The sequence below is a fragment of the Klebsiella sp. 141198 genome, from assembly GCF_050600785.1.
GTDB classification, from domain to species: Bacteria; Pseudomonadota; Gammaproteobacteria; order Enterobacterales; family Enterobacteriaceae; genus Klebsiella; species Klebsiella aerogenes.
This window is the reverse complement of record NZ_JAQIRM010000004.1, coordinates 439,862-454,053: the sequence shown is the minus strand read 5'-3', so window position 1 is coordinate 454,053 and position 14,192 is coordinate 439,862. Positions and strand designations below refer to the sequence as shown.

The 14,192-nt window shown below is 52.9% G+C and carries 15 protein-coding genes; 5 read left to right on the top strand and 10 right to left on the bottom strand.

Annotation, left to right across the window (positions count from 1 at the left end; all coding sequences use genetic code 11):
• Nucleotides 1-2: 2 nt before the first annotated feature.
• Complete coding sequence (gene mtnK / locus PGR10_RS16090; protein ID WP_213794473.1) at nucleotides 3-1,202, bottom strand: S-methyl-5-thioribose kinase; 1,200 nt, start codon at nucleotides 1,200-1,202, stop codon at nucleotides 3-5.
• Nucleotides 1,203-1,306: 104 nt separating this feature from the next.
• Here mtnK and mtnA point away from each other — a divergent pair, with 104 nt between their 5' ends.
• Together mtnA and PGR10_RS16080 are read left to right on the top strand one after the other, a co-directional pair.
• A complete protein-coding gene (gene mtnA, locus PGR10_RS16085) occupies nucleotides 1,307-2,332 on the top strand; it encodes an S-methyl-5-thioribose-1-phosphate isomerase (RefSeq protein WP_315709669.1) in 1,026 nt (341 codons plus the stop codon).
• A gap of 25 nt (nucleotides 2,333-2,357) precedes the next feature.
• Nucleotides 2,358-2,963 carry a methylthioribulose 1-phosphate dehydratase gene (locus PGR10_RS16080; protein ID WP_430923765.1) on the top strand — a complete coding sequence of 202 codons (606 nt, stop codon included), beginning with the start codon at nucleotides 2,358-2,360 and terminating at the stop codon, nucleotides 2,961-2,963.
• A 3-nt stretch (nucleotides 2,964-2,966) separates the two neighbouring features.
• Here PGR10_RS16080 and PGR10_RS16075 read toward each other — a convergent pair whose 3' ends face one another.
• Both PGR10_RS16075 and mtnC read right to left on the bottom strand, forming a co-directional pair.
• A complete protein-coding gene (locus tag PGR10_RS16075) occupies nucleotides 2,967-3,509 on the bottom strand; it encodes a 1,2-dihydroxy-3-keto-5-methylthiopentene dioxygenase (protein ID WP_113373842.1) in 543 nt (180 codons plus the stop codon).
• Complete coding sequence (gene mtnC / locus PGR10_RS16070; protein WP_087860253.1) at nucleotides 3,506-4,195, bottom strand: acireductone synthase; 690 nt, start codon at nucleotides 4,193-4,195, stop codon at nucleotides 3,506-3,508. Before mtnC ends, PGR10_RS16075 begins: the two co-directional genes overlap by 4 nt.
• Before the next feature lie 184 nt (nucleotides 4,196-4,379).
• On the opposite strand from mtnC, the gene PGR10_RS16065 reads away from it, so the two are divergent.
• Nucleotides 4,380-5,525: a pyridoxal phosphate-dependent aminotransferase gene (locus PGR10_RS16065; protein ID WP_430923862.1), complete on the top strand. Its 1,146-nt coding sequence runs from the start codon at nucleotides 4,380-4,382 to the stop codon at nucleotides 5,523-5,525.
• Here PGR10_RS16065 and PGR10_RS16060 read toward each other — a convergent pair whose 3' ends face one another.
• The 4 genes from PGR10_RS16060 to dsbG form a co-directional block, all read right to left on the bottom strand.
• Entirely contained in the window at nucleotides 5,526-6,152 is a 627-nt protein-coding gene (locus tag PGR10_RS16060; protein WP_087860251.1) for an IbrB-like domain-containing protein, read from the bottom strand. It lies immediately after the preceding gene.
• Nucleotides 6,137-7,360: a phosphoadenosine phosphosulfate reductase gene (locus PGR10_RS16055; RefSeq protein WP_430923764.1), complete on the bottom strand. Its 1,224-nt coding sequence runs from the start codon at nucleotides 7,358-7,360 to the stop codon at nucleotides 6,137-6,139. Before PGR10_RS16055 ends, PGR10_RS16060 begins: the two co-directional genes overlap by 16 nt.
• Before the next feature lie 149 nt (nucleotides 7,361-7,509).
• Complete coding sequence (gene citR, locus PGR10_RS16050; RefSeq protein WP_430923763.1) at nucleotides 7,510-8,412, bottom strand: DNA-binding transcriptional repressor CitR; 903 nt, start codon at nucleotides 8,410-8,412, stop codon at nucleotides 7,510-7,512.
• 193 nt (nucleotides 8,413-8,605) lie between these two features.
• Nucleotides 8,606-9,358 carry a thiol:disulfide interchange protein DsbG gene (gene dsbG, locus PGR10_RS16045; protein ID WP_430923762.1) on the bottom strand — a complete coding sequence of 251 codons (753 nt, stop codon included), beginning with the start codon at nucleotides 9,356-9,358 and terminating at the stop codon, nucleotides 8,606-8,608.
• 402 nt (nucleotides 9,359-9,760) lie between these two features.
• On the opposite strand from dsbG, the gene ahpC reads away from it, so the two are divergent.
• Both ahpC and ahpF read left to right on the top strand, forming a co-directional pair.
• The gene (ahpC, locus tag PGR10_RS16040; RefSeq protein ID WP_004859485.1) at nucleotides 9,761-10,324 is read left to right on the top strand and encodes an alkyl hydroperoxide reductase subunit C; all 564 of its coding nucleotides are present in this window, start codon (nucleotides 9,761-9,763) and stop codon (nucleotides 10,322-10,324) included.
• Nucleotides 10,325-10,452: 128 nt separating this feature from the next.
• The gene (ahpF, locus tag PGR10_RS16035) at nucleotides 10,453-12,018 is read left to right on the top strand and encodes an alkyl hydroperoxide reductase subunit F (RefSeq protein ID WP_015367747.1); all 1,566 of its coding nucleotides are present in this window, start codon (nucleotides 10,453-10,455) and stop codon (nucleotides 12,016-12,018) included.
• Between the two features lie 86 nt (nucleotides 12,019-12,104).
• Here ahpF and uspG read toward each other — a convergent pair whose 3' ends face one another.
• From uspG to rna, 3 genes are all read right to left on the bottom strand, one after another.
• Nucleotides 12,105-12,533, bottom strand: coding sequence for a universal stress protein UspG (gene uspG / locus PGR10_RS16030; RefSeq protein WP_015367746.1), 429 nt, complete (start codon nucleotides 12,531-12,533; stop codon nucleotides 12,105-12,107).
• Between the two features lie 188 nt (nucleotides 12,534-12,721).
• Nucleotides 12,722-13,132, bottom strand: coding sequence for a nucleoside diphosphate kinase regulator (gene rnk / locus PGR10_RS16025; RefSeq protein ID WP_015367745.1), 411 nt, complete (start codon nucleotides 13,130-13,132; stop codon nucleotides 12,722-12,724).
• A 172-nt stretch (nucleotides 13,133-13,304) separates the two neighbouring features.
• Complete coding sequence (gene rna, locus PGR10_RS16020; protein ID WP_087860247.1) at nucleotides 13,305-14,102, bottom strand: ribonuclease I; 798 nt, start codon at nucleotides 14,100-14,102, stop codon at nucleotides 13,305-13,307.
• Nucleotides 14,103-14,192 lie beyond the last annotated feature (90 nt).

The following is a 14,192-nucleotide window of genomic DNA, read 5'->3' as shown; positions in this document are numbered from 1 at the left end:
GTTTAGCTGTACTGACGCACGCGGGCGATAAGTTCGTCCACGCTATCGATACGCTCGGCGATGACGATCAGCGCTTTGCCGAGCGTAATTGCGTGGCGCAGGCATTCGTGGCGCATGGCCGTGTCCTGAATAGAATCGATATCGGCGACGTGTGAAAGCCCGACGCTGCGGCGTATCAGTTCGGTTCCGCAGAATCCAATAGCATCACACCAAACCTTTTTGAGGAATACTGAGGCGTAACCGGGGCAGGCCAGCGCGGTATCGCGGGTTTTCTCCGTCGCTAACGCCTGGAAACGCTCGCTGAAGGTGTGCCACAAGGTCTGAATATCGTTGAGCCGTTGTTCGCGCGCGGCGGCGGCATCGCGAATGCCGAGATGACCGGGCAAACCGCAGTAGTTAAGCAGCAAGTTGCCAATGGCGGTGCCGACGTCAAAACCGATTGGGCCGAAATAGCCAAATTCGGCATCGATGGCTTTAAGGCTATTTTCAGCGACGAAGATGGAGCCGCTATGAATATCGCCGTGCAGCAGGGCTTCGGCCTGTGAGAAAAAGCGGTGCTTCAGCGCCGCGACCGCCAGTTTAAGCTGAGCGTCCTCACGCAGGGCGGCAACATCTTCTTCCAGCTCCGCCGGGTAGTTATTGCGCTCGTGGATCTGATACGGATCGTTAAAAAACAGATCCTCGGTGATCTCGCACATTTCCGGATTAATAAATTGCGCCACCTGCGCTTTTTTCTCATGCGGATGGAGATAGAAATCGCTGGTGTGGAACAGCGTCTGCGCCAGATATTCGCCCAACTGGCTTGCTGCCTGCGGATAGTAGACGTTGCCGATAAGCTCGCCGCGCCAGATACGGTGATCGGAAAGGTCTTCCATTACCATCACCGCCAGAGCGGGATCGAAATGAAGAATCTGTACCGTATGCTGCGGGCTGTGCTGATAGTGGGCGACCAGGGTCTGCGCTTCGAGGCGCGCGCGGTCCAGTGTCAGCGGCCAGGATTCGCCGACGCAGCGCACGTAGGGCAGCGCCTGCTTAACAATAATTCGGCTCACGCCCTGAGCATCGAAAATTTTGAACACCAGATTGAGGTTGCCGTCGCCTACCTCCTGCGCCGACACCAGCTCAGACGGATCGTCGAGCCCGCCAAATTGTTGTGCGTAAGCCACCGCATCGCTGGCCGTGAAGGTATGGTATTGCGACATTGCCTCGATCCTCAAAAGTGCTGAATTAAGCCGTTCAGACGTCTATACATCTGGATTTCATCCTGACACAATGTGATACAACAACGCAACAGGGATTTAACGATATGCAGACACTACAGACCACCAGCCTGCGGGTAAGCGAAAATCAGCTTTTTATTCTCGATCAACAGGCATTGCCGCAGGAAAAACGCTGGCTGGCGGCGGATAACGTTGCGCTGCTGGTGGACCATATTCATGCTTTGCGGGTGCGCGGCGCGCCGTTGATTGGTCTCTCCGCCAGCCTGCTGTTGGCGCTGTTAGCCCAGCGCGGTCTTTCCCGCGACGAGCTTGCTCAGGCGCTGGAAACATTGCGTGCGGCGCGGCCGACCGCGGTCAATCTGATGAACAATCTCGATCGGATGAAGCAGGCGCTGGCGCAGGAAAACTATCCGCAGGCGTTGGAGAGCGAAGCGCTGCGCCTGATTGCCGAAGATAAACAGCTGTGCGCCAGTATTGCCGAAGCCGGTAATACATTGGTGACGCCGGGTAGCCGCTTGTTAACCCACTGTAATACCGGCGGTCTGGCGACGGCGGGGGTTGGCACCGCGCTGGGGGTTATCGCTTTGGCCCATGAACAGGGCAAGGTGGCTAACGTCTGGGTCGATGAGACGCGGCCGCTGCTGCAGGGCGGCCGCCTGACCGCCTGGGAACTGGGGGAGCTGGGCGTGCCGTATCAGCTTATTACCGACTCAATGGCCGCCAGCCTGATGGCGCAGGGGCAGGTTGATGCGGTATGGGTCGGTGCGGATCGTATCGCCGCCAACGGCGACGTGGCGAATAAAATTGGGACCTATTCGCTGGCGGTGCTGGCTCACTATCATCGCATTCCTTTCTACGTGGCGGCGCCGCAAACCACTCTCGATCGCCACTGCCCGAACGGCGCGGCGATCCCGATTGAACAGCGTGCGGCGCAAGAGGTGACCGGCGTAAAAGGCAGCTTTGGCGCCGTACAGTGGGCGCCAGAAAACGCGCCGGTTTACAACCCTGCCTTTGACGTGACGCCAGCGTCGTTAATCAGCGGTTGGGTGCTGGATAGCGGCGTGGTCACGCCACAGCAGGTGGCGGACGGCATATTTGCGCCGCTGGCGTAACGGTTAACATCGATAAGGAACGATTATGTGGCAAGAGCGACTCGCACAACTGGTGACCACCTGTCACTGGATTGGCGCGAAAGGGTGGGCGCCGGCAACCGGCGGCAATATGTCAGTACGCGAGGATGCGCGCTGGTGTTGGTTAAGTGAATCGGGGCGCGATAAGGGCAGCCTGACCCGCGACGATTTTTTGCAGGTGGACATCGCCAGCAATCGCGCGCCGTCGGGCCGTAAACCGTCGGCGGAGACCGGGTTGCATACGCTGGTTTATCGTCTGTTTCCGCAAGCGAACGTCGTGCTGCACGTGCATACCGTGCACGCCACGGTGCTCTCACGTCTTGAAACCAGCGATACCCTGCAGTTGCAGGGCTATGAAATGCAAAAAACGCTGAGCGGGCAGCATAGCCATCTCGATAGCGTACCGGTGGCGATTTTTGATAACGATCAGGATATTGAGGCGCTGGCGGCGCGGATTGAAGCGTATGCCCGTAGACATCCTTTACGTTATGGATTTTTGATCCGCGGCCACGGTTTAACCTGTTGGGGCAGGGATGTTAGCGAGGCGCGGCGTCAACTGGAAGGGCTCGAATTTCTCTTCGAATGCGAGCTGCTGCGCCGCCGCTATGCATAAAGGTTAGGGTAAGCGCGGGTAGGCATCGGCGATAGCATCGCCGGTGAACTGCGCTATCCAGCCTTCCGGATTGTCAAAAATACGAATGGCGGTGAAATTCGGCTCCGAACCCATATCGAACCAGTGTGGGGTATTTGCCGGGACGGAGATCAGATCGTTCTTTTCGCACAGCACCTGAAAGACTTCATCGCCGATATGCAGGCAAAACAGCCCGGCGCCTTCGACAAAGAAGCGCACTTCATCTTCGCCATGGGTATGCTCATTGAGGAATTTTGCCCGCAGCGCCTCTTTCTGCGGATTATCCGCTCGCAGGCTAATGACGTCCCAGCTCTGATAGCCCTTTTCAGCCACCAGTTTATCAATCGCGTGCTGATAGGCCGCAATAACGGTTTCAGCGCTTGGCGCCGGGCCAAGGTTGCGATCGGCCTGCCAGCGCTCGAAGCGCACCCCTTTCGCGCGCAATTGCTGTTGGATCTCATCGGCGTTGCTGCTGTGCCAGCGTGGATGGCTGGCATCGTTAACGGAAAAAATAGTTAATGCGCTCATGAGGGAAGTTGCTCCGGGTCGATGTCGTCAAAACGCTGAACCTGTGGATGATGGCTGGCCGGATCGCGGTCGCCGCGTACCAGCTGCAGAGTGCGGAAACCCGCTTCTTCAGCGGCGTCCAGTTCCTGATGAATATCAGAGAGGAACAGAATGCGCGCCGGGCTATGCCCCAGTTGCTCAGCGATGGTGCGATAGGATTGAACTTCGCGTTTGGCGCCGACCAGGGTATCGAAATAGCCGCTAAAGAGATGAGTAATATCACCTTCGTCGCTGTAGCCAAATAACAATTTCTGCGCGGCGACCGAGCCTGAGGAATATACATATAAATCAATGCCCATTGCCTTCCATTTCTCCAGCGACGGCAGAACATCGGGGTAAAGATGGCCGGTAAAATCACCGTTCAGATAGCCTTCGCGCCAGATAATGCCCTGCAGCGCTTTCAGCGCCGTCGATTTACGATCCTCATCCATGAAGCGGAATAGCGTCTCGATAAGCGCTGCGGTGCTGGCTTCGGGGGCGGCGATTTCCGTACGCAGATTGTCGAGAATGGTACTGACCGGCTCGACATACTGCTGCGCGGTGACAAATGCGGCCAGCCGCTCGCGGGCGTAGGGGAATAAGACGTTATGGACGAAGCGAATGTCGCTGGTGGTGCCTTCAATATCGGTCACGATAGCGCGGATCATGGTATCTCCAGAGTGGATAGTGCGCCGTGCTGCCGGTGGCGTCGGTTTGCCGCCTGCCTGCGGCAAGCGAAATAACGTTAGCATTTAGACGTCTAAGCGTCTTGATTGCCAAATATTAACATCGTGTTATAGTGGCTTCAACAACAGCATTACAATCGGAACGAAGATAATGAGCAATAAGCCACTGATTCCTGAGAGTAAACTCCCTGCATTAGGCACCACCATTTTTACCCAGATGAGCGCGCTGGCGCAGCAGCATCAGGCCATAAATCTATCACAAGGTTTCCCGGATTTTGACGGCCCGCGCTATTTACAGGAACGCCTGGCGTGGCATGTCGCCCAGGGAGCCAACCAGTATGCTCCGATGACCGGCGTACCGGCGCTGCGCGAAGCCATTGCCGATAAAACCGCTGAACTTTATGGCTATCGCCCGGATGCTAATAGCGAAGTGACCGTGACCGCCGGCGCGACTGAAGCGCTGTATGCGGCGATTACTGCGCTGGTCAGAGCCGGCGATGAGGCGATCTGCTTTGACCCGAGCTATGACAGCTACGCGCCGGCGGTAGAACTTTCCGGCGGCGTGCTGAAACCTATTGCTCTGCAGCCGCCGCATTTCCGCGTTGACTGGCAGCAGTTTGCCGCCACGTTAAGCGACCGCACCCGTTTGGTCATTCTTAATACGCCGCATAATCCATCAGCCACCGTCTGGCAGCGGGAAGATTTTGCCGCGCTGTGGCAGGCGATCGCCGGGCGGGAAATTTACGTTATCAGCGACGAAGTGTATGAGCATATCTGTTTTGCAGAGCAGGGGCACGCCAGCGTGCTGGCTCATCCGCAGTTGCGTGAACGGGCGGTAGCGGTCTCTTCTTTCGGTAAAACCTTTCATATGACCGGCTGGAAAGTGGGTTATTGCGTGGCGCCTGCCGCCATCAGCGCCGAGCTGCGTAAAGTGCACCAGTATTTAACCTTTGCCGTTAATACGCCGGCTCAGCTGGCGCTGGCGGATATGCTGCGCGCGCAGCCGGAGCACTACCGCGAGCTGCCTGCGTTTTATCAGGAGCGCCGGGATCTGTTTATCGATGCGCTACGCGACAGCCGGCTGGAGATCCTGCCGTGTGAAGGCACCTACTTTCTGCTGGCGGACTATAGCGCCATTTCTGACCTTGATGACGTCAGCTTCTGTCGCTGGCTGACCACGGACGTCGGCGTGGCGGCGATCCCGCTGTCGGTATTCTGTGCCGATCCGTTCCCGCATAAGTTGATTCGCCTGTGCTTCGCTAAGCAGCCGGAAACCCTGCTGGCGGCGGCAGACCGTCTGCGTCGGCTGTAGCTATTTCACCGTCCACGCCTGGGAAAATTGACGGTCGCCGAACATCTCGGCCAGACCGTTAATTTGCTTCAGGCGCAACACTTCATCGGCATCCATCCCCAACTCTTTACTGATTTTTGCGTTGCTCCAACCGAGATTGGCCAGCTCGCGGACAATTTCCGACATCGCGTGAATCTGATGACGTCCGCGGGCCCGATTGTGGCGAATAGTGGCGGCCATCAGGGCATCGCGCGGGTGGCTATTCTCCGTCAAACAGGTTACCGGTAAATATCCCTTGAGCCGCTTTTTTAATGACACTTTGCTGCTAACCAGTTCGTGGCGGTGAAAACCGTCAATGATGGTATAACGCTTTGGCTGCTGATGCTGCACCACGATAGGTTGCGTAAAGCCGTTGGCCTCCAGCGAAGTTAACAACAGCCGCTTTTCCGGCGGTGCAAGATTGTTAGGGTTGTAGTCATTGGGAACCACTTCTTCCTCTTTAACCCATAGCACGCAGTCAACCGGCTGGTTGCGAAAAGGGCTATGGCGGTGCAGAGCCTGGCGAAAGCGGTTCAGCGCGTCGATTTTTTCCTCTTCCGGCAGCGCGGCCAGATACTCTTCTATCTGGGTTATTAGTCGTTGTTGCATAACAGTCCCCATTGTTGGCGTTTTTTACTTATGCGCTCGCAGTAGTTTTTATAGCGGGTGGCCTTAGTTGGGCTAAATGAAAGCTGGCGACACCAGTAATCATTGTTTAATAACACTTTGCAGACGCGTCGCCATGAAGGGATATCCCGGGTGCCGATGTCGCTCTCCTGGCTATCGGGGATATCGTCCATTCCCTGTTTTTGATACCAATGCAGATAGACCGCGATTTTGTTGCGATAGTGCTCGGCGGTTTGCCGCGGCATGCTATCCAGCAGAAACAGGGCATAACTCTTCCAGCTGTGGTGTCCGGGTTTATCGAGCTTACGGTGACCATAGAATTTGTTGTCATATCCGGCATAAATACCGCCGCTGTGCACGCCGTTTACGCGCTGGCAGATGGCTGCCCAGCGCTCGGGTTCCAGCACGTGATACAGCCAGAGTCCCTGGCGCTGCTCCGGGCCAAAAGGTTCACAGATGCGCATATAGCGTAGCGGCACCCCGGCCTGATACATCAGATCGTAAAGGGGGTTATAGGTATGGCCGCTTTTGCTAAACCACGTCCAGATATCGGCGGTTTTCCAGTCATAGATCGGGTAGATGTACCAGGTATGACCGCCCGGCGCCGATGTTGTCCATGGCTTGTCATCGGCAAAGCGCAGCTTACGCTGCGATGAGATGGTCATAAAACGATTAAGCGATTCATCTGCCCGGATACCCACCATCATCGCCGCCGGGCGATTTTGCGAAAACCAGTCGGCGAAATCACGAACGAACTCTTCAAAGCTCATTCCGCATCTATAAAACGGAAAATAGCCGGGATCGGTAATAGCGTCAGCGGGCGGCTGGCGTACCCAGTTGACGCCAGGTTCCCAGCATTGCCACTCCGGCGAAAACTGCGTCAGTGAGTTTTGCGTGGTGAGCGGTAGGGCCACCCAATAAAATTTTTCAATAACATCCTGGTATTCGGTGCGAATATTTTCGCAATGCTGAATGGTGCAGGAAAATTGCGCTTCCCAATCAATAAACATCACGCTGAATTTCTTGCCCATTTGCCGGGCGCAAAGCGCCGCCAGGTGCAGCATAGTGGTGGAGTCTTTTCCACCGGAGAAAGAGATGCAGATGCGTGAAAAATTTTCTAATACCCACTGTATCCGCTGCTGGCTTGCTTGAAGAACGGACTCGGGTAATGGAATTTTTATTAATGACATTACCATTAATCCTTTAATGTGATAGGTACGATTTCACGGATAGTGTAGAACACATTAATGGTAAGGTTAATATATATTAGTAATGTTTCACCTGGTTCATAAATGGAGGTCCACAATATATTTGTTATGTGAATATATTGTGGGTTTAATTAATCGGTGTTTTTATGTCTGCTGATAAAAGCAGCAAATTTAGGATTGTTAAGTGATGAACGATTGTAAATCATATATGTCTTGATGGGCGGTACGGGGTGTGGCTGAATGATTTCATGAAAATCAAGTGAACCTTTAAAGTAATCCAGTACGTGTCTGGCCATATAACCGATAAAATCACTTTGGTGAATCATGGTTAAAATAGCTATCAACGAGTTGCTTTGGAACGCAATTCTACGATTGGTAAATATATTTTCATTTTGATTTTGAAATAATTTCACACCTGGATCATTAGAAATATAATAAGTGAATCCTTCCTTCTCAATCGCTTCCTGTGTATTAAGTAACGCCTTTCTTGGGTGATCTTTACGGCAAATCAGAACCACCTCAATTTCCTGAAATGGTTGGCATACGACACTATGATTTGAGATTGGCGTTAGACTATAAACCAGATCCGCTTTTCGATAGGCCATCAAATCATCAGCGCTCTCCGAAGATAAAAGAAGATCGCGGTGTTCAATTTGGAGGTTTGGATCCTGATATAAATCATTGATCAAATCCATTGTACCAGGGGCAACAAACAATTGTGGGCTATAAATAACAAATCTTTTACTTAATTCAGAATGATTGGCAATATTAATTGTTTTTTCTAATTGATTGAGGTTCTGTTCCAGGTGATGATGTAAATTCACCCCAACGATCGTTGGCGTTATCCCCTTGCCCGAACGGACAAATAGCGGATCGTTTAATTGATTGCGTAACCGCTGCAGCGACTGACTAACCGCAGAAGGGGTAATAAACAGCGTTTCTGCGGCTTTACTGATACTAAGATGTTGATAAATACACTCGAAGATAACCAACAGGTTTAGATCGAATTTTTTTAAGTCATAAAGGTTGGCCATGCTTAACGTCCTGTTTATGTTGCATCGAGGCGAACGGATTACTATTTCTTCCCGTTATAAATTTGGAGCGATGCCATGAATTATCATTATTATAGCTAAATCTACAATTAATCCCTACTAAATGTATACCAACCAATCGCTTTCCGCCAGATCCTTTTTTGTCCTTAAGACTCTGGCGGAAATACGTTATTTTTTACTGCTGTTTTTCACCCATCATCACCTGCAGTTTCTCTTTATCAGGTAACCCCACTACCTGCTGCAGCATGTTGTCTTTATTCATATAGTAAATAGCCGGGGTGGCATTAGCGCCGAGGTCATCCATCAGCTGCTGGTTGACATTCAGTGTCCTCATCAAAGCTGCAGGGATATCTGCCGGTACGTTTAGCTTCATTTTGCCGTTGGACTGTTCGTAATCATGCCAGGTTTGCGCCGGGTCTTTGCTGGCCAGAATGGCTGCCGCGGTGGCCGGGCTCTCTGGTTTAATCACGCCGACCAATAAGGTGCGCAGCTGCACCTTACCGGATTCAACCCACGGTCGCGCCTGTTGCCAGAACTGTTTACAGTAAGGGCAGAAAGGGTCGGCAAACACATAAAGGACGATGGGCGCCTCTTTTTTGCCTTCCAGTAGCCAATTAGCGGATTCGAGTTTTTTCCACATCGCCTGTCCCGCCGGGGTATAGAGCTCTTTCTGGAAAAGCTGTTCGCTCAGATTGTTGCCTTTTTCGTCATACATATAGCCGGAAATGGCGTGTTTACCGTCGGGGGTGAGATAGATAGCAACACCCATATCCTGATATTTTCCGAGCCAGCCTTTGACGCCACCGGGAGCTTCAAAGGGCTTAATGATAGTAATACCCTGTTTTTCTATCGCTCTTACGGGGGCGGGGAGGTCTTCGGCATAGCTGCACAACGGCAACAGGCTCAGGAAAAGCAGTCGTTTTAACATGAGTATTCCTTTTAAATCAGAAGCTAATGCGAAGTGGTGGTGAAACCTATCGCAGTCATAGATAAGACCTGCCGGGCGTTTGGTTGCCCTTTAGTTCGGCGAATGATGTAATCCTTCATGCTGTTACATTAAGGTGTAGAGCGCAACATATTGCCAGCCATTCTGGCGCTGAAGCTACCTGCGGGTATTTCAGGTAACGGGGCCGCCTGAGAGGGCGGCCTTTTTACTTTTAGCGAAATGAGGCGAAACACGGGTAAAAACCGCGATCGCGACGGCAGGTTCACAAAGTTGTCTTGTGGCGGTTGTTAGATAACGCTTATTGATTTGATAATGCAAACGCATTGGTCGAGTCAGGAAAAATTCGTTAACTTAGACCTCAACAAAAACACGGAGGAAGTATCGATGTCTTTAATTAATACCAAAATCAAACCTTTCAAAAACCAGGCATTCAAAAACGGTGAATTCATCGAAGTTACCGAAAAAGATACTGAAGGCCGCTGGAGCGTCTTCTTCTTCTACCCGGCTGACTTCACTTTCGTTTGCCCGACAGAACTGGGCGACGTGGCTGACCATTACGAAGAACTGCAGAAACTGGGCGTAGACGTGTACTCTGTATCTACCGACACCCACTTCACCCACAAAGCGTGGCACAGCAGCTCTGACACCATCGCTAAAATCAAATACGCGATGATCGGCGACCCGACTGGCGCCCTGACCCGTAACTTCGACAACATGCGTGAAGATGAAGGTCTGGCTGACCGCGCGACCTTCGTTGTTGACCCGCAGGGCATCATCCAGGCAATCGAAGTTACCGCTGAAGGTATCGGCCGTGATGCGTCTGACCTGCTGCGTAAAATCAAAGCCGCTCAGTACGTTGCTTCCCACCCAGGCGAAGTGTGCCCGGCTAAGTGGAAAGAAGGTGAAGCGACGCTGGCTCCTTCTTTAGATCTGGTTGGTAAGATCTAATTCGTTTTATTCCCGCTAATCAACGGGCGTACCCGCGCCCGTTTTATTCCAACACCATGATGCAAGCGCATTCAGGCTGCCTGATAAAGGCCGCTTGCATGATGATGTTTTAAGCCCAGGAGATAAAAATGCTCGACACCAACATGAAAACCCAGCTCAAGGCCTATCTTGAGAAGCTGACCAAACCTGTTGAGCTGATTGCCACGCTGGATGACAGCGCTAAATCGGCAGAGATCAAGGAACTGTTGGCTGAAATCGCTGAACTGTCAGACAAAGTTACCTTTAAAGAAGACAATACGTTGGCGGTACGTAAGCCATCGTTCCTGATTACTAACCCAGGTTCCAACCAGGGCCCGCGTTTTGCTGGTTCTCCACTGGGACATGAATTCACCTCATTAGTGCTGGCGCTGCTGTGGACCGGCGGCCATCCGTCGAAAGAAGCCCAGTCGCTGCTGGAACAGATCCGCAATCTTGACGGTGATTTTGAGTTTGAGACCTACTACTCGCTCTCTTGCCACAACTGCCCGGACGTGGTGCAGGCGCTGAACCTGATGGCGGTGCTTAACCCGCGTATCAAACACACGGCGATTGATGGCGGGACCTTCCAGAATGAAATCACCGATCGCAACGTGATGGGCGTACCGGCGGTGTTTGTGAATGGTCAGGAATTTGGTCAAGGTCGTATGACGCTGACTGAAATCGTTGCCAAAGTGGATACCGGCGCGGAAAAACGTGCGGCGGAAGAGCTTAACAAACGCGATGCTTATGACGTTCTGATTGTGGGTTCCGGCCCGTCTGGCGCCGCGGCGGCGGTATACTCCGCGCGTAAAGGCATTCGTACCGGTCTGATGGGCGAACGCTTCGGCGGTCAGGTACTGGATACCGTAGATATCGAAAACTATATTTCCGTACCGAAAACCGAAGGTCAGAAGTTGGCGGGGGCGCTGAAAGCGCACGTCAGTGAGTATGATGTTGATGTGATTGATTCACAAAGCGCGGCAAAACTGATCCCGGCAGCCGTCGAAGGCGGCCTGCATCAGATTGAAACCGCCTCCGGCGCGGTGCTGAAAGCGCGCAGCGTGATCATCGCGACCGGCGCCAAATGGCGTAACATGAACGTACCGGGTGAAGACCAATACCGGACTAAAGGCGTAACCTACTGCCCGCACTGCGACGGCCCGCTGTTTAAAGGTAAACGCGTGGCGGTGATTGGCGGCGGTAACTCCGGCGTTGAAGCGGCGATTGATCTGGCGGGCGTCGTTGAGCACGTGACGCTACTGGAATTCGCACCAGAAATGAAAGCCGACCAGGTGCTGCAGGACAAAGTACGCAGCCTGAAAAATGTCGATATTATTCTCAACGCCCAGACTACCGAAGTGGTTGGCGACGGTAGCAAGGTGACGGGGCTGCAGTACCGTGACCGCGTCAGCGGCGATGAGCATCATGTCGCGTTAGCCGGTATTTTTGTCCAGATCGGCCTGCTGCCGAACACCAACTGGCTGGAAGGTACGGTTGAGCGTAACCGCATGGGTGAAATCATCATCGATGCCAAATGTGAAACCAACGTGAAGGGCGTGTTTGCGGCCGGTGACTGCACCACCGTACCGTACAAGCAAATTATTATCGCCACTGGCGAAGGCGCGAAAGCTTCTCTGAGCTCATTCGATTATCTGATTCGCACCAAAAGCGCATAAACATAAAAAGTCGTAAGACAATACCTGCATACAGCAAAGAGGCGACCATAGGGTCGCCTCTTTTTTTTGCTTATTTCACCGTTTCGTTATCTCACGACCATCACCGGAATATGCGCATGACGGATGACGCTTGAGGCGTTTGAACCCAGCAAATGGGTGCTGATCGACGGATTGCGGGAACCAATTACTACTACGTCAGCTTTTATTTCATTGGCCAGTTCATTAACCATATCGCGTACATTGCCGAAACGTACATGGCTCTTGATGCGTGAAGGGTCGATGCTGAAGTGGCCGACCATGGTCTGCAAGCGGGTTTCCGCTTCATGCTGCAAATGCTCTTCAAAGCGGCGTAGATCGGCGGTAAAACGGCTCATGGTGAAGCTGGATGAGCCGGGTAAGACGTGAAGTAAATGAATAATGCCGTCCTGTTGGGCAAGAAACTCTGCATGGCGGACAGCCTTGTCGCTCAGCTCCATTTCAAAGACATCAACCGGCATAATGATAGTTTTATACATATGCATTTCTCCTTGTTTGTCTGTTTCTATATCAACATATTATACAAGGATATTGTGGCATTCAGGTCGCAAAACTGTATACGCCGTCACGGGATGAGGTAAAAATTTGTCAGAGAGGAAGGGAAACAGAAAGAGGATGACGAGGCATCCTCTGAATAAAGCGTGAAACGCCTCAGGCAGCGGGGAACTTAGCGGTGGAATTCGCCTGCGGCTTCCGGCTGGTACAGCAGCTCCAGCACTTCCAGATGCGCCGATGCGCCGCCAGGCAACTCCCAGTGAATGGAGGTGCCGACTTTCAGCCCAAGCAGCGCTGCGCCAACCGGCGCCAGAACCGAAAGCTGAGTGGCGCTATCGGTTGCCTGAGCCGGGAAGACCAGAGTCCGCACGCGTTCTTCGCCGCTGGTTAAATCGCGAAAGCGGACTTTGCTGTTCATGCTCACGACGTCGTGTGGCATTGCTTCCGGCGCGAGCATTTGCGCACGATCCAGTTCGTCGTTCAGGGCATCGGCGACCGGCGAATTGGCGTAAGCCGGTTGCTCAAGCAGTCTGTCGATACGTTCAGCATCGAATTCGTTAATAATGATTGCGGGTCTGGTCATTGCATACTCCATGTTATCCAGGAACCTTTTCCGTAAAAGAAAACCCTCGCCGAAAGGGGCAAGGGTTAATGTCCCTTCATCATACTGAGACTTGCCTGATGTTTGAAGTGATTAAGCGCACATTCAGCGCATCATGAGCAAAAGCAGATGAAGTGGGCGCATCGCCCTGTTATCAAGAACCGACTTTGTCCAGAACAAATTGCTTAGCGCAGTTGCCCGGATGCGGCTGCGGCAGGAACGAATCTGCGCCCAACGGGGAATTGATAGCGCCAGCTTTGATGGAAATTTGCATTTCCGTTAAATAAGCCGGGTTGCCGTCGCAGGTTAATTTAAAGGCTTTGACGTTTTGCGCGCCATACGCTTTGGCGACGGCGGCATCAAAATCGCTACGGCTAACGGTTTGTCCGTAGTGTTTTGCCAGAAAATCACCGATTGCGCTTTGCTTCACTTCGCCATTCAGGCGCACCATCGTACCGAAGTAGCTATCCGGATCGAAGCCGAAACAGACGCCATGCTTGGCATACTCATAACGTTCCAGACAAGAGTTCCCGCCAGAACCCGGCATCACGCTATTCAGCTTATTAGCCATTTCCAGCGACAGCCCGGTTTCCGCGGCCTGGCATTTACGTCCGGCTTTGACTTCCGGCATATTGGGGATCGGGCGCGTCGCGCAGCCGTAGCGCATCCAGCGGCGCTCGTCGACGCCGCGTGAGGCGATCGACTTCGGCAGGCCCGGCCATAGGCCGTGTACCGTCAGAAAATCGGCTTTGTTGCGTTCGTCCTGCTGTAGCCGGCACTCCTCGGGCTCATTACGGTTACTATCCAGCATGCTCTGACAAAAACCGGTTTGCCAGGACAGTGCCAGCACGTAACGATCGAAATCACCGTATTTCGTCGCGGTAAGCGGCTCTGCGCCAACCTGCGTTGCGCCGAGTAAAAGGGCAATGGCGACGACATCCTTCCTGAACATTTTTATTCCTGATAGTGGGAGATGATTAATTGCTGGGATTTATTAAAGCATAAAAAAGACGCCTGCTGGCGCCTTTTCACTGTGGTTTGT